15 protein-coding genes are annotated in these 19,069 nt (G+C 56.0%); 13 read left to right on the forward strand and 2 right to left on the reverse strand.

Annotated features, from left to right (window positions below):
• Positions 1 to 188: 188 nt before the first annotated feature.
• On the forward strand, positions 189 to 557 hold the full coding sequence (locus GHO41_RS16475) for a hypothetical protein (protein WP_153390261.1): 369 nt from the start codon (positions 189 to 191) through the stop codon (positions 555 to 557).
• A gap of 79 nt (positions 558 to 636) precedes the next feature.
• On the opposite strand, the gene GHO41_RS16480 is transcribed toward GHO41_RS16475, so the two are convergent.
• Positions 637 to 2,178 carry a glycosyl hydrolase family 17 protein gene (locus GHO41_RS16480; RefSeq protein ID WP_178110017.1) on the reverse strand — a complete coding sequence of 514 codons (1,542 nt, stop codon included), beginning with the start codon at positions 2,176 to 2,178 and terminating at the stop codon, positions 637 to 639.
• A 280-nt stretch (positions 2,179 to 2,458) separates the two neighbouring features.
• Here GHO41_RS16480 and GHO41_RS16485 point away from each other — a divergent pair, with 280 nt between their 5' ends.
• The 3 genes from GHO41_RS16485 to GHO41_RS16495 all read left to right on the forward strand — a co-directional run bounded on the left by GHO41_RS16485 (position 2,459) and on the right by GHO41_RS16495 (position 5,502).
• Positions 2,459 to 3,313, forward strand: a complete 855-nt coding sequence (locus GHO41_RS16485) for a glycine betaine ABC transporter substrate-binding protein (protein ID WP_153327890.1) — start codon at positions 2,459 to 2,461, stop codon at positions 3,311 to 3,313.
• A gap of 222 nt (positions 3,314 to 3,535) precedes the next feature.
• The gene (locus tag GHO41_RS16490; protein ID WP_048368581.1) at positions 3,536 to 3,847 is read left to right on the forward strand and encodes a DUF485 domain-containing protein; all 312 of its coding nucleotides are present in this window, start codon (positions 3,536 to 3,538) and stop codon (positions 3,845 to 3,847) included.
• Positions 3,844 to 5,502 (forward strand): cation acetate symporter, encoded by a 1,659-nt coding sequence (locus GHO41_RS16495; RefSeq protein ID WP_048368580.1) that lies wholly within the window; start codon positions 3,844 to 3,846, stop codon positions 5,500 to 5,502. Before GHO41_RS16490 ends, GHO41_RS16495 begins: the two co-directional genes overlap by 4 nt.
• 304 nt (positions 5,503 to 5,806) lie before the next feature.
• Here the strand turns inward: GHO41_RS16495 and gltA are convergent, their stop codons facing one another.
• Positions 5,807 to 7,096 carry a citrate synthase gene (gene gltA / locus GHO41_RS16500; protein WP_048368579.1) on the reverse strand — a complete coding sequence of 430 codons (1,290 nt, stop codon included), beginning with the start codon at positions 7,094 to 7,096 and terminating at the stop codon, positions 5,807 to 5,809.
• 350 nt (positions 7,097 to 7,446) lie between these two features.
• Between gltA and sdhC the strand changes: the two genes are divergently transcribed.
• From sdhC to sucD, 9 genes are all read left to right on the forward strand, one after another.
• Positions 7,447 to 7,833, forward strand: coding sequence for a succinate dehydrogenase, cytochrome b556 subunit (gene sdhC / locus GHO41_RS16505; RefSeq protein WP_019408939.1), 387 nt, complete (start codon positions 7,447 to 7,449; stop codon positions 7,831 to 7,833).
• On the forward strand, positions 7,827 to 8,195 hold the full coding sequence (gene sdhD / locus GHO41_RS16510) for a succinate dehydrogenase, hydrophobic membrane anchor protein (RefSeq protein ID WP_003446906.1): 369 nt from the start codon (positions 7,827 to 7,829) through the stop codon (positions 8,193 to 8,195). Before sdhC ends, sdhD begins: the two co-directional genes overlap by 7 nt.
• Positions 8,196 to 8,198: 3 nt before the next feature.
• Positions 8,199 to 9,974 carry a succinate dehydrogenase flavoprotein subunit gene (sdhA, locus tag GHO41_RS16515; RefSeq protein WP_048368578.1) on the forward strand — a complete coding sequence of 592 codons (1,776 nt, stop codon included), beginning with the start codon at positions 8,199 to 8,201 and terminating at the stop codon, positions 9,972 to 9,974.
• 11 nt (positions 9,975 to 9,985) lie between these two features.
• On the forward strand, positions 9,986 to 10,690 hold the full coding sequence (locus GHO41_RS16520; RefSeq protein WP_153390264.1) for a succinate dehydrogenase iron-sulfur subunit: 705 nt from the start codon (positions 9,986 to 9,988) through the stop codon (positions 10,688 to 10,690).
• A 257-nt stretch (positions 10,691 to 10,947) separates the two neighbouring features.
• Positions 10,948 to 13,779 (forward strand): 2-oxoglutarate dehydrogenase E1 component, encoded by a 2,832-nt coding sequence (locus tag GHO41_RS16525; protein ID WP_048391336.1) that lies wholly within the window; start codon positions 10,948 to 10,950, stop codon positions 13,777 to 13,779.
• A 41-nt stretch (positions 13,780 to 13,820) separates the two neighbouring features.
• Positions 13,821 to 15,044, forward strand: a complete 1,224-nt coding sequence (odhB, locus tag GHO41_RS16530; protein ID WP_048368575.1) for a 2-oxoglutarate dehydrogenase complex dihydrolipoyllysine-residue succinyltransferase — start codon at positions 13,821 to 13,823, stop codon at positions 15,042 to 15,044.
• Between the two features lie 105 nt (positions 15,045 to 15,149).
• The gene (gene lpdA, locus GHO41_RS16535) at positions 15,150 to 16,586 is read left to right on the forward strand and encodes a dihydrolipoyl dehydrogenase (protein ID WP_048368574.1); all 1,437 of its coding nucleotides are present in this window, start codon (positions 15,150 to 15,152) and stop codon (positions 16,584 to 16,586) included.
• Positions 16,587 to 16,813: 227 nt separating this feature from the next.
• The gene (sucC, locus tag GHO41_RS16540; RefSeq protein WP_048368573.1) at positions 16,814 to 17,980 is read left to right on the forward strand and encodes an ADP-forming succinate--CoA ligase subunit beta; all 1,167 of its coding nucleotides are present in this window, start codon (positions 16,814 to 16,816) and stop codon (positions 17,978 to 17,980) included.
• A complete protein-coding gene (sucD, locus tag GHO41_RS16545) occupies positions 17,980 to 18,861 on the forward strand; it encodes a succinate--CoA ligase subunit alpha (protein ID WP_003223019.1) in 882 nt (293 codons plus the stop codon). The genes sucC and sucD overlap by 1 nt, the downstream gene beginning before the upstream one ends.
• Positions 18,862 to 19,069 lie beyond the last annotated feature (208 nt).

Below are 19,069 nucleotides of genomic sequence, written 5' to 3' on the forward strand. Positions count from 1 at the left end.
ACCACAGGGCTACAGTCGAAGTGCCATTGTCTGACACAAAATACATCCCCCGGGCAGAAGAAAGCAGGCAATGAACTACCATAAGATACACGTTGAATGACTTTAGTGAACAGTTATCTGATTGCAAGGCTTGCATACCCCTAAAGGGCGATTAAGCTGGGCGCCGCTTTTGCCTATTGGAGTTTTGTATGCACCCTCGTTTGCCGTGGATCTTGCTGCTCATTGCCTTGCCATTGTGGCTGGCGGCCAGTTATGGCCTGCGTTACGGCTTGATGGAGGACCCGCAATGGGTGGGAACGTGCGTTGCTGAGGCCCGGCGTTGGGAATGCCAGTTGCGCTCAAACCTTGGCTGGTTGATTCACTTCAGGGCGTTGGGCTGGGCGGCGTTGGTGACGTCGGTGCTGGCTTTTTTTGTGCCGGGACGTGTTGGCAATGCACTGGCGGTGTTGGCGTTGCTGTTTGGCTTGCCGGCATTGGCGCTCTACAACGCCAGTTTGGCGGTCTTTGCCGTGGTGATTGCAGGTTTGCGGCTGGTTCGGGCAAAACCGCAAAAATAATCCAGTCCAGGAGCGAGCTTGCAATCTTTTTAAAGATCAAAAGATCGCGAGGCAAGCTCGCTCCTACAGATTTTTTAGGTTATTGACGGCGACTGCGCCACAGCGCGATGACCATCAATACACTGACCAAGGCCCATACCCAGGCTTGTTGGTTGTTCAGGCCTTCGCGGTACAGTTGCAGCGGGATGCCCGCGCCGATGATCAGCGCCAACAGGCTGAGTTCACGCCGTGGTCCGCTCGCCGGGCGCAGCAGGTAAACCAAAGCTGGCAGTACCAGAGCGGCACTCGGGAAGCTGCGATAGCGGGGTTCAAATACCAGGCCCAGCATCATGACTGCACCGGCAAACCCGGCGGCTGCGATCCAGCACCCTGCATGACGCTCGAGCACGTTGAACAGGCCCTTACGCCAGCCCTGTTGTTGCCCCAGCGCTAAAGCGCCGTGGGCGAGCACCACCAGATTGAGCACAATCAACAACCCGGCCCATGTCCATTCTTCGGCAAAGCGACTGGTGACTGATGCCAGTTCGGCCCATGCCACCAGGCTACAACCCGCCACGGCCCCCAAGGCCGGCAGTAACAGGGCCGAGCGCGTGCTGCGTACGCGTCCACCGATCAACAATGTGGCCGCAAACAGGGCGATGCCCAGCCCCAGCCAGGCTGGCCAATGGGGCAGGTTGGTTACGGGGCCTGCAAGTATGGCTTTGTCTTGGCGATCGGCATCAAATAGCCCCCAGTAACCGCCCACTGCACCTTCACTGGCACGCTTCCACGGTTGGTCGAAGGCTTCGATCAGGTTGTATTTCCAGCCGTTCTGTTCGGCCAGGGTGACAAAGCCACGAATGAATTTGGCTTCGTTGACGCGGCTCGGCAGGGCGGTTTCGCGCTGGCGGCCTTCGCTGGGCCAGCCGGTTTCGCCGATCAGGATGTCTTTATCGAATTTGCTGCCGAATTCCTGGCGCACCTGGGCAACGTGGTTGACGGCCTGGTCGATCCCGGCAGGGTCGTCTTCCCAATACGGCAGCAAGTGGATGGTCAGAAAGTCTACTGCCGGTGCAATCTCGGGGTGTTGCAACCAGAACTCCCACACATCGGCGTAGGTGACGGGTTGTTTGATCTGGCTTTTGACCTGCGTGATCAGCTTGACCAGTTGGGGTGCAGTGATTTCTTTGCGCAGCAAGGTTTCGTTGCCGACAATCACGGCGCTGATGACATCCGGGTTGGCATTGGCGTTGGCGATCAGTGCGTCGACCTCTTTTTGGGTCTCTACCGCGTTGCTGCTAACCCAGGCGCCACTCATCATCTTCAGCCCGTGCTTGCGGGCCAGTTGCGGGAGGGCTTCAAGCCCGGCCTGGGAGTACGTGCGGATACACTCAAAGCGTGTCGCCAACAATGCCAGGTCCGCGTCCATGCGTTCTACGCGGGGTACGAAAGGCTGGTCGAACGGGGACTGGTCTTTGTCGAACGGCGTGTAAGACGCACATTGCAGTTTGTGCGTAGGGGTGGCGGCATCGGGCAGGATGACGGGTTTGCCCAGGCCATACCAGAAACCGGCAATGGCACACACGCCCAGCAAGCAGGCAAGGAGGTAAGGCAATACAGGGGAGCGGGCAGTCGCGGACATGGTCAGGCCGTATGGGAGCAAAGCCGCGCATCTTACCTGCAATCAGCTGCGCCCAGAGCCTCCGTATAATTTTGTCATGCAAAGTTCAGGTGAGTGTCCGGGCAAAGTGCTTTGAGGCAGCGGCTGATGTCGTTGATGGTTGGCTGGGCGTCGTCGTCAGAGCAGGGCACTTGGCAGGCGAGGCCGATTATCAGGGGGGATGTTATGTCGGGGTGTTGATAAAGCCCTGAACCTGATGTGGTCCGGCACTCGTCGGGCCCGGCACAGCGAGGAATCATAGATGAAGATGCGACGACTCTTGAGCGCGGGAGCTGCCTTGGTGCTGGCGATGAGTGCGGGGTTGGCGATTGCTCAGACCAAGCCCACCCTTAATATCGGTTATGTCGACGGTTGGTCCGACAGTGTGGCGACAACGTTCGTGGCCGCAGAGGTGATCAAGCAGAAGTTGGGTTACGACGTGAAATTGATGCCGGTGGCAACGGGCATCATGTGGCAGGGCGTGGCCACGGGCAAACTCGATGCGATGCTGTCTGCCTGGCTGCCAGTGACTCACGGCGAATACTGGGCCAAGAATAAAGACAAAGTGGTGGATTTTGGCCCCAACTTTAAAGAAGCAAAAATTGGTTTGATTGTGCCGGAGTACGTAGAGGCCAAATCGATTGCTGATCTGAAGGACGATAAAGGCTATAAAAACAAAGTTGTAGGGATTGATGCCGGGTCGGGCGTTATGTTGAAAGCGGACGAAGCAATCAAGGACTACGGTTTGAATTACAAGTTACAAGCCAGTTCCGGTGCGGCCATGACCTCTGAGCTTGGGCGTGCATACGCTAAAAATGAACCGATTGTAGTGACGGGCTGGGTACCGCACTGGATGTTCGCCAAGTGGAAGTTGCGCTTCCTGGACGATCCAAAGGGCGTCTTTGGCGCTGCAGAAACTGTCAATAGCGTCGGTAGCAAGGACCTGGAAAAGAAAGCACCCGAAGTTGAAGCGTTCTTGAAGAAGTTTTCGTGGAACTCCAAAGACGAAATTGGTGAGGTTATGTTGGCCATTCAAGAGGGGGCCAAGCCAGAAGCTGCCGCCAAAGATTGGGTTGCCAAACACCCTGAGCGTGTCGCTGAGTGGACGGCTAAATAACCGCGAAGTGTCTAGCTCGCAGCACACAGAACCGCCCGGTTTAATCGCCGGGCGGTTTTTCTATTTTGAGCACTGGCCAAATGATGTCGTTATTCGCGCAGCCTAGAGAATACGGGGCCTGTAGGGTATTTCGGTTCTACTACTAAAGTCGTCTGGCTTAGAGATCGAAGCCCCCTAATAGTGAAACCGTTACATCTCTTCTGTGCTGCGAGGACAAAAATAATGAACGACAGCATTTACCTCTCGATTCAAAACAGCCCGCGTTTCAAGGAGCTGGTCAAAAAAAGGGAGCGGTTCGCCTGGATTCTTTCAGCGATCATGCTCGGTTTATATGCCGCCTTTATTCTGTTGATTGCTTACGGGTCGCACATCATGGGGGCCAAGTTGTACCCCGGCTCCGCTATAACCTGGGGAATACCGATCGGGATCGGGCTGATTATTTCGGCCTTTGTTCTGACTGCTATTTATATTCACCGGGCCAATGGCGAGTTTGACGACCTGAACAATGCAATTCTGAAGGAGGCTGAGCAATGATCCGGCGTCTATTGGCAACACTGGGCATTGCTGCCTTGTCTCAAGGTGTCTGGGCGGCTGACGCCTTGACGGGGGAAGTTCAAAAACAACCGCTTAACGTCTCTGCAATTATTATGTTCCTCGCGTTTGTAGGCGCGACCCTGTGTATTACTTACTGGGCCTCCAAGCGTAATAAGTCAGCTGCGGACTACTATGCCGCAGGTGGCAAGATCACCGGCTTTCAAAATGGTCTGGCGATTGCGGGCGACTATATGTCTGCCGCATCGTTTTTGGGTATTTCCGCGCTGGTGTATACCTCTGGCTACGATGGCCTGATCTATTCGATTGGCTTTTTGGTGGGTTGGCCAATCATTCTGTTCCTGATTGCCGAGCGTCTGCGTAACTTGGGTAAATACACCTTTGCAGACGTGGCGTCGTACCGTCTGGGCCAAACCCAGATCCGTTCGCTGTCAGCGTGTGGTTCGCTGGTGGTTGTCGCGTTCTACCTGATTGCGCAAATGGTCGGTGCGGGCAAGCTGATTCAATTGCTCTTCGGTCTCGATTATCACGTTGCGGTAATTCTGGTCGGCATTCTGATGTGCCTGTATGTATTGTTCGGCGGCATGTTGGCGACTACATGGGTGCAGATCATCAAGGCGGTGTTGCTGTTGTCCGGTGCGACCTTCATGGCCGTGATGGTGATGAAGCACGTTAACTTTGACTTCAACTCGCTGTTCGCTGAAGCGGTCAAGATTAACCCCAAAGGCGAGGCCATCATGAGCCCGGGCGGCCTGGTGAAGGATCCGATTTCGGCCTTCTCGCTGGGTCTGGCGCTGATGTTTGGTACCGCAGGCCTGCCGCACATCCTGATGCGCTTCTTCACCGTGAGCGACGCTAAAGAAGCCCGCAAGAGCGTGCTGTACGCGACTGGCTTTATTGGTTACTTCTACATTCTGACCTTCATCATTGGTTTCGGCGCGATCATTCTGGTCAGCACCAACCCGGCTTTCAAAGATGCAGCGGGCGGTTTGTTGGGCGGTAACAACATGGCGGCGGTGCATTTGGCTGACGCGGTGGGCGGTAGCATCTTCCTGGGCTTTATCTCGGCGGTAGCCTTTGCGACGATTCTCGCGGTGGTTGCAGGGCTGACGCTGGCCGGTGCTTCGGCGGTGTCTCACGACCTGTACGCCAGTGTGTTCAAAAAGGGCAAAGCCAACGATAAAGATGAAATTCGCGTCTCCAAAATCACCACGGTGGCGTTGGGCGTGTTGGCGATTGGTTTGGGTATCTTGTTCGAAAGCCAAAACATCGCGTTTATGGTGGGCCTGGCGTTCTCTATCGCGGCGAGCTGTAACTTCCCGGTACTGCTGCTTTCGATGTACTGGAAAAACCTCACCACGCGCGGCGCCATGATCGGCGGTTGGCTGGGTCTGATCAGTGCGGTTGGCTTGATGGTCCTGGGCCCAACCATCTGGGTGCAGATACTGCATCATGAAAAAGCGATCTTCCCTTACGAATATCCAGCCTTGTTCTCCATGATCATTGCGTTCGTGGGTATCTGGTTCTTCTCCGTGACCGACAAATCCAAGTCGGCTGCGAAAGAGCGTGCGCTGTTCTTCCCGCAGTTTGTTCGTTCACAAACCGGGTTGGGGGCGAGCGGGGCGGTAGACCACTAAAGCAGCGGCAAGTTGTTAGCTGCAAGCTGCAAGCTGCAAGTTAGAAGCGGTCTGTTTAATGAGATCCCCCTGTCGTGAGGCAGGGGGGTTTTTATTTGGGGGGAGGGCGCGCCTTGTAGTCGCTGCCGAGGCACGAAGGCTGCGATAGGGGCTGCCTGCCTTGTGCACAGAGCTGCTTCAAATCCCATCGCAGCCTTCGTGCCTCGGCAGCGACTACGGTTTTTGTGGGCACAAAAAAATACGGCCTCTAACAAGTAGAGGCCGTATCGGCAGCAGCTAAGACGCTATCGTGGTATCAATGGTCTTATTTGCGGTCTTCAAGCTTGCTGAAGTCACGCGACTCGTAGCCGGTGTACAGCTGGCGCGGACGGCCAATCTTGTACGGGCTGGAGAGCATTTCTTTCCAGTGCGAGATCCAGCCGACAGTCCGCGACAGGGCGAAGATTACGGTGAACATGCTGGTAGGAATGCCGATCGCCTTGAGGATGATCCCCGAGTAGAAGTCGACGTTCGGGTACAGCGAGCGCTCGATGAAGTAAGGGTCGGTCAGAGCGATCTCTTCCAGGCGCATGGCCAGTTCGAGTTGTGGGTCATTTTTGATGCCCAGCTCTTTCAGTACTTCGTCGCAGGTCTTTTTCATCACGGTGGCGCGTGGGTCGCGGTTTTTGTAAACGCGGTGACCAAAGCCCATCAGTTTGAATGGATCGTTCTTGTCCTTGGCCTTGGCGATGAACTTGTCGATGTTAGACACATCGCCAATTTCGTCGAGCATGGTCAGAACAGCTTCGTTGGCGCCGCCGTGAGCCGGGCCCCACAGTGCTGCGATGCCTGCAGCGATACACGCGAACGGGTTGGCGCCCGAAGAGCCCGCCAAGCGTACGGTAGAGGTCGATGCGTTCTGTTCGTGGTCGGCGTGCAGGATAAAGATCTTATCCATGGCCTTGGCCAGTACCGGGCTGATCGGTTTGATCTCGCACGGTGTGTTGAACATCATGTGCAGGAAGTTTTCGGCGTAGCTCAGGTCGTTACGCGGGTACATCATGGGTTGACCCATGGAGTACTTGTAAACCATCGCTGCCAGCGTTGGCATCTTGGCAACCAGACGGATCGCGGAGATTTCGCGATGCTGCGGGTTATTGATGTCCAGAGAGTCGTGGTAGAAAGCCGACAGTGCGCCGACTACGCCGCACATGACGGCCATCGGGTGAGCGTCACGACGGAAGCCGTTGAAGAAGGTCTTCAACTGCTCGTGAACCATGGTGTGGTTCTTCACGTTGCTGACAAACTGAGCCTTCTGTTCTACCGTCGGCAGTTCGCCGTTCAGCAGCAGGTAAGCTGTTTCCAGGTAGTCAGAGTGTTCAGCCAGTTGTTCGATCGGGTAGCCACGGTGCAGCAGGATACCGTTGTCACCATCAATATAGGTGATCTTCGACTCGCAGGATGCAGTCGACATGAAGCCTGGGTCGAATGTGAATCGGCCCGTGGCCGTGAGGCCGCGCACATCGATTACATCGGGACCAACGGTGCCAGTTAAAATGGGCAGCTCGACGGGGGCAGCGCCCTCGATGATCAACTGCGCTTTTTTGTCAGCCATGTGGCCTCCTATTTATGCTTGAAATCATCAGACAGACCCCCCACGCAGGGCCCGCACCACTATAGTTAGATAAATTTGAATGTCAATTTGCCTAAAGTCTTGCTGTACAAGGCTTTCAGGAGTCATTTTTCTCGAATATCCCCGCCGTTTACGCCTTTTATGCAAAGAGTGCAATGCTCTATTAGAGGGAGGTGATTGCGTTGTCATTAGTAACCTAACTGTCTATACTCGGCAGCCGACCGCCAGAGGCTTTTGGGCCTGTTTAGATGGGGGTCGTCACTCCCGGGTGGTGGGTACCTGACCAGTGCGCATCCCAACAAACTTGCCCTGATTGTTAGGGGCTCTTCAGTGTGAAAAAAGCCGTGAATAGCCAACGACCTGTAAACCTAGACCTAAGGACCATCAAACTCCCCATCACCGGCGTTACGTCGTTTCTGCACCGCGTATCGGGCATCATTCTTTTTCTCGGCCTGGGCTTCATGCTTTATGCATTGAGCAAATCCCTGGGTTCCGAAGAAGGTTTTGCCGAGGTGAAGGCATGCTTGACCAGCCCGCTGGCCAAATTCATTGCATGGGGCCTGCTATCTGCCTTGCTGTATCACTTGGTTGCCGGTGTGCGCCACTTGATCATGGATATGGGCATCGGTGAGACGCTGGAAGGCGGCAAGCTGGGCTCGAAAATCGTAATCGTCATTTCCGTAGTGATGATTGTTCTGGCAGGAGTTTGGATATGGTAACCAGCGTTACGAACCTATCGCGTTCGGGCCTCTATGACTGGATGGCACAACGTGTGTCTGCGGTCGTTCTAGCGGCTTATTTCATTTTCCTGATCGGATACCTCGTTGCGAACCCTGGCATTGGCTACGCCCAATGGCACGAACTGTTCGCAAGCAACTGGATGCGTATCTTCAGCCTGTTGGCCCTGGTTGCCCTTGGCGCTCACGCCTGGGTCGGCATGTGGACCATCGCGACTGACTACCTGACGCCAATGGCGCTGGGCAAGTCCGCGACAGCAGTACGTTTCCTCTTCCAGGCAGTATGCGGCGTTGCGATGTTCGCTTACTTCGTCTGGGGTGTGCAGATTCTTTGGGGTATCTGATTCATGGCTAACACAGTTAATACACTTTCCTTCGACGCCATCATCATTGGCGGCGGCGGTGCCGGTATGCGCGCTGCGTTGCAACTGGCTCAAGGCGGTCACAAGACTGCTGTAATCACCAAGGTTTTCCCGACTCGTTCCCACACCGTATCGGCTCAGGGTGGCATTACCTGCGCGATCGCGTCTGCGGATCCAAACGATGACTGGCGCTGGCACATGTACGATACCGTCAAGGGTTCCGACTACATCGGTGACCAGGACGCTATCGAATACATGTGTTCCGTAGGCCCAGAGGCCGTATTTGAACTCGAGCACATGGGTCTGCCGTTCTCCCGTACCGAGCAAGGCCGTATCTACCAGCGTCCTTTCGGCGGTCAGTCCAAGGACTTTGGTAAAGGTGGCCAGGCTGCCCGTACCTGCGCTGCTGCTGACCGTACCGGTCACGCACTGCTGCACACCCTGTACCAGGCCAACCTGAAAGCCGGCACTGTATTCCTGAACGAATACTACGGTGTCGACCTGGTTAAAAACGAAGCTGGCGATTTCGTCGGCATGATCGTTATCTGCATCGAAACTGGCGAAACTTCCTATGTTCGTGCCAACGCCACCGTATTGGCGACTGGCGGTGCAGGCCGTATCTACTCTTCGACGACCAACGCCCTGATCAACACAGGCGACGGTATCGGCATGGCCCTGCGTGCAGGCGTACCGGTACAGGACATCGAAATGTGGCAGTTCCACCCAACCGGTATTGCCGGCGCCGGTGTACTGGTTACCGAAGGTTGCCGTGGTGAAGGTGGATACCTGATCAACAAACACGGCGAGCGTTTCATGGAGCGTTACGCTCCGAACGCCAAAGACCTTGCTGGTCGTGACGTAGTAGCACGCTCGATGGTTAAAGAAATCATCGCGGGCAACGGTTGCGGTCCAGATGGCGACCACGTAATGCTGAAGCTTGACCACCTCGGTGAAGAAGTTCTGCACAGCCGTCTGCCAGGTATCTGCGAACTGTCCAAGACTTTCGCCCACGTTGACCCGGTACTGGCTCCAGTTCCAGTGGTTCCAACTTGCCACTATATGATGGGCGGTGTTGCCACCAACATTCATGGCCAGGCGATCACCCAGGACGCCGACGGCAACGACCAGATCATCCCTGGCCTGTTCGCAGTAGGTGAAGTGGCGTGCGTATCGGTTCACGGTGCCAACCGTCTGGGCGGCAACTCGTTGCTCGACCTGGTGGTATTCGGTCGTGCTGCCGGCCTGTTCCTTGAGCAGACGCTTAAAGAAGGCGTTGATTACGCTCGTCCACGTCAGTCCGACATCGACGCTGCCCTGGCACGTCTGGACGGTCTGAACTCGCGCACTGATGGCGAAGACGTTGCGACCCTGCGCAAAGAACTGCAGAGCTGCATGCAGAACTACTTCGGCGTATTCCGTACCGGCGAATACATGCAGAAGGGTATTACCCAGCTGCAAGACCTGCGCAAGCGCATTGCCAACGTCAAGATCAACGATAAGAGCCAAGCGTTCAACACTGCTCGTATCGAAGCCCTTGAGCTGCAAAACCTGCTCGAAGTGGCTGAAGCCACTGCTATCGCTGCTGAAACCCGTAAGGAATCGCGCGGTGCTCACGCCCGTGAAGACTTCGAAGATCGTGACGACGTTAACTGGCTGTGCCACACCCTGTACTTCCCGGGTGAGAAACGCGTAGCCAAGCGTGCGGTGAACTTCTCGCCGAAAACCGTTCCGACCTTCCAGCCAATGGTTCGTACTTACTAAGGGTGGCCGATATGTTGAAAGTCAGTGTTTATCGCTACAACCCGGATCAGGACGCCGCGCCGTTCATGCAAGAATTCCAGGTCAATACCAACGGTAAAGACCTCATGGTGCTGGACGTACTGGCCCTGATCAAAGAGCAGGACGAAGGTTTCTCCTATCGTCGCTCTTGCCGTGAGGGCGTTTGCGGCTCCGACGGCATGAACATCAACGGTAAAAACGGCCTGGCGTGCGTAACGCCGCTGTCCTCCGTTGTAAAAGGTAACAAGTTGGTGATTCGTCCGCTGCCAGGTTTGCCGGTTATCCGTGACCTGGTCGTCGACATGAGCATCTTCTACAAGCAATACGAGAAGGTGAAGCCTTTCCTGCAGAACGATACTCCGGCTCCGGCCATCGAGCGTCTGCAATCGCCAGAAGAGCGTGAAAAGCTCGACGGTCTGTACGAGTGCATCCTGTGCGCCTGCTGCTCGACTTCGTGCCCGTCCTTCTGGTGGAACCCGGACAAGTTCCTGGGCCCTGCTGCACTGCTGCAAGCCTACCGCTTCCTGGCTGACAGCCGTGACACCAAGACCAACGAGCGTCTGGCTTCGCTGGATGACCCGTTCAGCGTATTCCGCTGCCGCGGGATCATGAACTGCGTAAACGTGTGTCCGAAGGGCCTGAACCCGACTAAGGCCATCGGTCACGTGCGTAGCATGCTGCTGCAAAGCGGCGTGTGATTCAAAGCTGCACTGCAACACCGTTGTAACCGTAGATGCTACGGCGCAGGCTTCAACCGGCGCCGTAGTTATAACCTGAGCAGCAGCTCACAAAGTTGCGGCTCTTATTTTGAAGAAATGAGACCAGCAGGGGCATCCGGGCTGGTACCCGGACTATCAGCGTGACTCTAGTGGCTTGTTTTAGTCGCTGTATTCGGACTTTCTCAAGTGCTGTGGTGTTTTCGCCGATGGTGTCCCCTAACCGAGGGTGACCAAGCATGCAAGAAAGCGTGATGCAGCGCATGTGGAACAGCGGCTATCTTTCAGGTGGTAACGCTGCCTATGTGGAAGAGCTCTACGAGCTCTACCTGCACGACCCTAACGCTGTGCCAGAAGAATGGCGCACCAAATTTCAGACGTTGCCTACTGAGGGCAACTCTGCCAACGATGTTTCGCACTCCACAATCCGCGATCATTTCGTGTTGCTGGCGAAGAACCAGCGCCGCGCCCAACCGGTATCTGCCGGAAGCGTGAGCAGCGAACACGAGAAGAAGCAGGTTGAAGTGCTGCGATTGATCCAGGCCTATCGGATGCGCGGCCACCAGGCAGCCCAGCTTGATCCGCTGGGGCTGTGGCAGCGTCCTGCACCTGCAGACCTGTCGATCAATCATTACGGCTTGACCAATGCCGATCTTGATACGACCTTCCGTGCCGGCGACCTGTATATCGGCAAAGAGGAAGCGAGCCTACGCGAAATTCTCGAAGCGTTGCAGCAGACATATTGCCGCACCATTGGCGCCGAGTTCACGCACATCGTCGATTCCGAGCAACGCCACTGGTTTGAACAGCGTCTCGAAAGCGTACGTGGCCGTCCGACCTATTCGGCTGATATCAAAAGCCACCTGCTTGAGCGCGTGACCGCAGCTGAAGGCCTGGAGAAGTACCTGGGCACCAAGTACCCGGGCACCAAGCGTTTCGGTCTGGAAGGCGGCGAGAGCCTGATTCCGTTGCTGGACGAGCTGATTCAGCGTTCGGGCAACTATGGCACCAAAGAAATCGTTATCGGCATGGCCCACCGTGGCCGTCTGAACGTGCTGGTCAACACCTTCGGCAAAAACCCGCGCGACCTGTTCGACGAGTTCGAAGGCAAGAAAAAAATCGAGCTGGGTTCCGGTGACGTTAAATACCACCAGGGCTTCTCCTCCAACGTGATGACCTCCGGTGGCGAAGTTCACCTGGCCATGGCGTTTAACCCTTCCCACCTGGAAATCGTTTCTCCAGTGGTTGAAGGTTCGGTACGTGCACGTCAAGACCGTCGTAACGACGCAACGGGCGAGAAAGTACTGCCTATTTCCATCCACGGTGACGCTGCATTCGCAGGTCAGGGCGTGGTCATGGAAACCTTCCAGATGTCGCAGACTCGCGGCTTCAAGACTGGCGGTACGGTTCACCTGGTGATCAACAACCAGGTTGGCTTCACCATCAGCAACCCTGAAGACTCGCGTTCGACCGAGTACTGCACTGACGTCGCGAAAATGATTCAGGCGCCGATCCTCCATGTTAATGGTGATGATCCGGAAGCCGTTCTGTTCGTGACCCAACTGGCAATCGACTACCGCATGCAGTTCAAGCGTGACGTCGTGATCGACCTGTTCTGCTACCGCCGTCGCGGTCACAACGAGGCCGACGAGCCAAACGGTACTCAGCCGTTGATGTATCAGCAAATCGCCAAGCAGCGCACCACGCGTGAACTGTATGCCGAGCGTCTGACTCAAGAGAAAGTGGTAGACGAAGAGCGCGTTCAGGCCAAGATCGACGAATACCGCAACGCGCTGGACAACGGTCTGCATGTTGTGAAAAGTCTGGTCAAAGAGCCGAACAAAGAGCTGTTCGTTGACTGGCGCCCGTACCTGGGCCACGCCTGGACTGCGCGTCACGACACACGCTTTGATCTGAAAACCCTGCAAGAACTGTCGGCCAAGCTGCTGGAAATTCCAGAAGGCTTCGTCATGCAGCGTCAGGTGTCGAAGATCTACGAAGACCGTCAAAAAATGCAAGCCGGCGGCCTGCCGATCAACTGGGGTTATGCCGAAACCATGGCGTACGCGACCCTGGCGTTCGAAGGTCACCCGATCCGCATGACCGGTCAGGACATCGGCCGCGGTACGTTCTCGCACCGTCACGCTGTGTTGCACAACCAAAAAGATGCCAGCACCTACATTCCTCTGCAGCACCTGTACGAAGGTCAGCCTCGCTTTGACCTGTACGACTCGCTGCTGTCGGAAGAAGCGGTATTGGCGTTCGAATACGGCTACTCGACTACCACGCCAAACGGCTTGGTGATCTGGGAAGCCCAATTCGGTGACTTCGCCAACGGTGCACAGGTTGTTATCGACCAGTTCATCACCAGCGGCGAGCACAAGTGGGGTCGCCTGTGCGGTCTGACCATGCTGTTGCCACACGGCTACGAAGGTCAGGGCCCAGAGCACTCCTCGGCACGTCTTGAGCGTTACCTGCAATTGTGCGCTGAGCACAACATTCAGGTGTGCGTACCAACCACTCCAGCGCAGATCTACCACCTGCTGCGCCGTCAGGTTATCCGTCCGCTGCGCAAGCCGCTGGTGGTACTGACACCGAAGTCGTTGCTGCGTCACAAATTGGCAATCTCGACACTGGAAGATCTGGCCGAAGGTTCGTTCCAGACCGTTATTCCAGAAATCGATGCACAAGATCCGGCGAACGTCGGTCGTATCGTGCTGTGTAGCGGCAAGGTCTACTACGACCTGTTGGAAAAACGCCGTGCCGAAGGTCGTGATGACATCGCTATCGTGCGTCTTGAGCAGCTGTATCCGTTCCCTGAGGACGACTTGATTGAAGTCCTGGCTCCGTACAAAAACGCCAAGCACATTGTCTGGTGTCAGGAAGAGCCAATGAACCAGGGCGCCTGGTACTGCAGCCAGCACCACATGCGTCGCATCATTGGCGGTCACGATAAATCTCTCGTACTTGAGTACGCGGGCCGTGACGCTTCTGCTGCACCTGCTTGTGGTTACGCATCGATGCACGCTGAGCAACAGGCCAAACTGTTGCAAGACGCGTTCACTGTTTAACGCCTTCGCGCACTGAAACCGAATTAAAGGAACCAAAGAACATGGCTATCGAGATCAAAGCCCCAACATTTCCGGAATCGGTTGCCGATGGCACCGTTGCCACCTGGCACAAGCAACCAGGCGACGCTGTAAAGCGTGACGACCTGATCGTTGACATCGAAACCGACAAAGTCGTACTGGAAGTATTGGCGACTGCTGACGGCGTTCTGGGCGCAATCGTGAAAAACGAAGGCGACACCGTTCTGTCTGACGAAGTACTGGGCTCCATCGTTGAAGGCGGTGCTGCTGCCGCTGCTCCAGCCGCCGCTGCTGCGCCGGCTGCCCAAGCTGCTGCTCCAGCCGCTGCTGACGGCGAAGACGATCCAGTGGCTGCTCCGGCTGCACGCAAGATCGCTGAAGAAAACGGCATCAACATCGCTTCCGTTGCCGGTACTGGCAAAGGCGGTCGTGTGACCAAAGAAGACGTTGTGGCTGCTGTTGCTGCCAAGAAAGCCGCTCCGGCTGCCGCACCTGCCAAAGCTGCTGCGCCTGCTGCCACTGCTCCGGTATTCGCTGCTGGCGACCGCGTAGAAAAACGCGTTCCAATGACCCGCGTTCGCGCTACCGTGGCCAAGCGTCTGGTAGAAGCTCAGTCGAACATGGCGATGCTGACCACGTTCAACGAAGTTGACATGACCGAAATCATGGCACTGCGTTCGAAGTACAAGGACCTGTTCGAGAAGTCCCACAACGGCGTACGCCTGGGCTTCATGTCGTTCTTCGTTAAAGCCGCTACCGAAGCCCTGAAACGCTTCCCGGCTGTCAACGCGTCGATCGACGGTTCGGACATCGTTTACCACGGCTACGCCGACATCGGTGTTGCAGTGTCCAGCGACCGTGGCCTGGTAGTTCCAGTACTGCGTAACGCTGAACTGATGAGCCTGGCTGAAATCGAAGGCGGCATCGCTGCTTACGGCAAAAAAGCCCGTGATGGCAAACTGTCGATCGACGAAATGACCGGCGGTACCTTCACCATCACCAACGGTGGTACTTTCGGTTCGATGATGTCGACCCCGATCGTTAACCCGCCGCAAGCCGCGATCCTGGGCATGCACAACATCCTTCAGCGTCCAATGGCAGTCAACGGTCAGGTTGTAATCCGTCCGATGATGTACCTGGCTCTGTCTTACGATCACCGCTTGATCGACGGCAAAGAAGCTGTAAGTTTCCTGGTGGCCATCAAAAACCTGCTGGAAGACCCAGCTCGTCTGCTGCTGGATATTTAATAGGAGCAGCTTCAAGTTGCGAGCTTCAAGCTGTCTGTAACGCAGCTTGGCTTGCAGCTTGAAGTTCCGAGCTTGAAGCTTGTAGCTAATAGAGGATCTATTCCCATGTCTCAGAAATTTGACGTTGTAGTGATTGGTGCGGGCCCTGGCGGCTACGTTGCCGCGATCAAGGCCGCGCAACTGGGCCTTTCGACTGCATGCATCGAAAAATACACCGACAAAGAAGGCAAACTGGCATTGGGCGGTACTTGCCTGAACGTTGGTTGCATTCCATCCAAGGCGCTGCTGGACAGCTCCTGGAAGTATCACGAAGCCAAGGATGCATTTGCTATCCACGGCATCACCACCGGTGAAGTGAACATGGACGTGCCAGCGATGGTTGGCCGTAAAGCCAACATCGTTAAAGGCCTGACCTCCGGCGTTGCGACCCTGTTCAAAGCCAACGGTGTGACCTCCCTGCAAGGCCACGGCAAACTGCTGGCCGGCAAGCGCGTTGAGCTGACCAAGCCAGACGGCAGCGTTGAAATCATCGAAGCCGAGAACGTGATTCTGGCTTCCGGTTCGCGTCCTATCGACATTCCGCCAGCTCCAGTTGATAACAACGTGATCGTTGATTCGACCGGCGCCCTGGAATTCCAGGCCGTACCTAAGCGTCTGGGCGTTATCGGCGCTGGCGTTATCGGTCTGGAACTGGGTTCGGTGTGGTCCCGTCTGGGCGCTCAGGTAACGGTTCTGGAAGCACTGGACACGTTCCTGATGGCTGCTGACGCTGCTGTGTCCAAAGAAGCCTACAAAACCCTGACCAAACAAGGTCTGGACATCAAGCTGGGCGCTCGCGTGACCGGTTCCAAGGTAAACGGCGACGAAGTCGTTGTGACCTACACCGACGCCAACGGCGAACAGACCATCACCTTTGACAAGCTGATCGTAGCGGTAGGTCGTCGCCCTGTGACTACCGAACTGCTGGCAGCTGACAGCGGCGTGACCATCGACGAGCGCGGTTTCGTGTTTGTTGACGATCATTGCGCGACCAGCGTACCGGGCGTTTACGCCATCGGTGACGTGGTTCGCGGCATGATGCTGGCACACAAGGCTTCTGAAGAAGGCATCATGGTGGTTGAGCGCATCAAAGGTCACAAGACCGAGATGAACTACGACCTGATTCCATCGGTTATTTACACTCACCCGGAGATCGCATGGGTAGGTAAAACCGAACAGGCCTTGAAAGCTGAAGGCGTTGAAGTTAACGTCGGCACCTTCCCGTTCGCAGCCAGTGGCCGTGCCATGGCAGCAAACGACACCGGTGGCTTTGTTAAAGTCATTGCTGATGCCAAAACTGACCGCGTACTGGGCGTCCACGTGATTGGCCCGAGCGCAGCAGAGCTGGTACAGCAGGGCGCAATCGGTATGGAATTCGGCACCAGTGCCGAGGATCTGGGCATGATGGTTTTCTCCCATCCAACCCTGTCCGAAGCGTTGCATGAAGCAGCGCTGGCAGTGAATGGCGGCGCCATCCACATTGCCAACCGTAAGAAACGTTAAGACCAGACAATAAGAAACCACGGCGGTTTGCCCGTCGTGAGCCTTGCTAGCAAGCCTCACCGCGGAACTTCCGCCGGACGCAGTCTTGTCTTGTTTTATCCAGGCCCGGCCTTTGCTCACGCAATGGCCGGGTTTGCTAAAGCAGCACAAGCAGCAGTCACAGGTGGTGCGGCACTAATAAAAGTGCAGCGCCGAATGCGCAGTACCTAACGAAGACGGTAAAAAGCATGAATCTTCACGAGTATCAGGGTAAGCAGCTGTTCGCTGAGTACGGCCTGCCAGTATCCAAGGGTTATGCAGTAGACACCCCGGAAGCAGCGGCTGAAGCTTGCGACAAAATTGGCGGAACCGAATGGGTTGTAAAAGCCCAGGTTCACGCAGGCGGTCGCGGCAAAGCGGGCGGCGTTAAGCTGGTTCGCAACAAAGAAGACGCTAAAGCATTTGCACAGCAGTGGCTGGGCAAGCGTCTGGTGACTTACCAAACTGACGCCAATGGTCAGCCGGTCACCAAAATCCTGGTTGAATCGTGCACTGATATCGCTAAAGAGCTGTACCTGGGCGCTGTCGTTGACCGTTCCAGCCGTCGTATCGTGTTCATGGCTTCCACCGAAGGTGGCGTGGACATCGAGAAGATCGCACACGACACTCCAGAAAAAATTCTCAAAGCAACCATCGATCCACTGGTTGGCGCTCAGCCATTCCAGGGTCGCGAGTTGGCATTCCAGCTGGGTCTGGAAGGCAAGCAAGTTGCTCAGTTCGCCAAGATCTTCGTAGGTCTGGCCAAACTGTTCAAGGATCACGATCTGGCCCTGCTGGAAGTGAACCCGCTGGTTATCAAGACTGACGGCGACCTGCACTGCCTCGATGCAAAAATCAACATCGACGCAAACGCCATGTACCGTCAGCCCAAGCTGAAAACTTTCCACGATCCGTCGCAAGACGATCCGCGCGAAGCGCACGCTGCCCAGTTCGAACTGAACTACGTAGCGCTGGAAGGCAACATCGGCTGCATGGTAAACGGTGCCGGTCTGGCCATGGGTACCATGGACATCGTTAACCTGCACGGCGGCAAGCCAGCCAACTTCCTCGACGTAGGTGGCGGCGCAACCAAAGAACGCGTAACTGAAGCGTTCAAAATCATTCTGTCCGACAGCAATGTCGCGGCAGTACTGGTTAACATTTTCGGCGGCATCGTTCGTTGCGACATGATTGCTGAAGGCATCATCGGCGCAGTGAAAGAAGTCGGCGTGAAAATCCCGGTGGTTGTGCGCCTTGAAGGCAACAACGCTGAACTGGGCGCTAAAGTACTGGCAGACAGCGGCCTGAACATCATCGCTGCTACCAGCTTGACCGACGCTGCTCAACAAGTTGTTAAAGCTGCGGAGGGCAAGTAATGAGCGTCCTGATCAATAAAGACACCAAAGTTATCTGCCAGGGCATCACTGGTTCGCAAGGTAGCTTCCACACCCAGCAAGCCATCGAGTACGGCACCAAGATGGTTGGCGGCGTAACTCCGGGTAAAGGCGGCACCGAGCACCTGGGTCTGCCAGTGTTCAACACCGTGAAAGACGCTGTAGCTGCCACTGGCGCCACCGCCAGCGTGATCTACGTTCCGGCTCCTTTCTGCAAGGACTCCATCCTTGAAGCAGCGTTCGGCGGCATCAAGCTGATCGTTTGCATCACCGAAGGCATTCCTACCCTGGACATGCTGGACGCTAAAGTTAAGTGCGACGAGCTGGGTGTTACCCTGATCGGCCCTAACTGCCCAGGCGTGATCACCCCGGGCGAGTGCAAGATCGGCATCATGCCAGGTCACATTCACTTGCCAGGCAAAGTAGGCATCGTGTCGCGTTCCGGCACCCTGACTTACGAAGCTGTGAAGCAAACCACTGACGCCGGTTTTGGTCAGTCGACGTGTGTAGGTATCGGTGGTGACCCGATCCCAGGCTCGAACTTCATCGACATCCTGAAACTGTTCCAGGAAGACCCGAAGACCGAAGCGATCGTCATGATCGGTGAGATCGGCGGTTCGGCTGAAGAAGAAGCGGCTGCCTACATCAAGGCACACGTGACCAAGCCAGTTGTTTCCTACATCGCTGGTGTGACTGCCCCTCCAGGCAAGCGCATGGGCCATGCTGGCGCAATCATCTCTGGCGGCAAGGGCACTGCAGACGAGAAGTTTGCTGCTCTGCAAGACGCAGGCGTAAAAACCGTGCGTTCGCTGGCAGACATCGGCAAGGCCTTGGCCGAGCTGACCGGTTGGGCTGTCAAGTAAGCCACGCGCTTAACTGATTGCTACACCAGGCAAAGGCCACCTTCGGGTGGCCTTTGTGCATTCTGGCTACTTAAATCCCTGTAGGAGCGAGCTTGCCTCGCGATCTTTTGACCTTAAAAAAGATCGCGAGACAAGCTCGCTTGTGTCTTCGTTGGAGTTAAGGTGTTAGGTGAGAGGGGTGGACGGCAAGCTGCTAGCTCGCGGTGCC

Origin of the sequence: Pseudomonas sp. FSL R10-0399 (assembly GCF_009600165.1) — a bacterium.
Lineage (GTDB): Bacteria > Pseudomonadota > Gammaproteobacteria > Pseudomonadales > Pseudomonadaceae > Aquipseudomonas > Aquipseudomonas helleri.

Bases quoted from the DNA above. Each gene is read 5' to 3' on its own strand.
- GHO41_RS16495 (WP_048368580.1), top strand. From the start codon at position 3,844: ATGATCCGGCGTCTATTGGCAACACTGGGCATTGCTGCCTTGTCTCAA.
- odhB (WP_048368575.1), top strand. From the start codon at position 13,821: ATGGCTATCGAGATCAAAGCCCCAACATTTCCGGAATCGGTTGCCGAT.
- GHO41_RS16480 (WP_178110017.1), bottom strand. From the start codon at position 2,178: ATGTCCGCGACTGCCCGCTCCCCTGTATTGCCTTACCTCCTTGCCTGC.
- GHO41_RS16520 (WP_153390264.1), top strand. From the start codon at position 9,986: ATGTTGAAAGTCAGTGTTTATCGCTACAACCCGGATCAGGACGCCGCG.
- gltA (WP_048368579.1), bottom strand. From the start codon at position 7,096: ATGGCTGACAAAAAAGCGCAGTTGATCATCGAGGGCGCTGCCCCCGTC.
- GHO41_RS16525 (WP_048391336.1), top strand. From the start codon at position 10,948: ATGCAAGAAAGCGTGATGCAGCGCATGTGGAACAGCGGCTATCTTTCA.
- sdhA (WP_048368578.1), top strand. From the start codon at position 8,199: ATGGCTAACACAGTTAATACACTTTCCTTCGACGCCATCATCATTGGC.
- sucD (WP_003223019.1), top strand. From the start codon at position 17,980: ATGAGCGTCCTGATCAATAAAGACACCAAAGTTATCTGCCAGGGCATC.
- sdhD (WP_003446906.1), top strand. From the start codon at position 7,827: ATGGTAACCAGCGTTACGAACCTATCGCGTTCGGGCCTCTATGACTGG.
- GHO41_RS16475 (WP_153390261.1), top strand. From the start codon at position 189: ATGCACCCTCGTTTGCCGTGGATCTTGCTGCTCATTGCCTTGCCATTG.
- GHO41_RS16485 (WP_153327890.1), top strand. From the start codon at position 2,459: ATGAAGATGCGACGACTCTTGAGCGCGGGAGCTGCCTTGGTGCTGGCG.
- sucC (WP_048368573.1), top strand. From the start codon at position 16,814: ATGAATCTTCACGAGTATCAGGGTAAGCAGCTGTTCGCTGAGTACGGC.
- GHO41_RS16490 (WP_048368581.1), top strand. From the start codon at position 3,536: ATGAACGACAGCATTTACCTCTCGATTCAAAACAGCCCGCGTTTCAAG.
- lpdA (WP_048368574.1), top strand. From the start codon at position 15,150: ATGTCTCAGAAATTTGACGTTGTAGTGATTGGTGCGGGCCCTGGCGGC.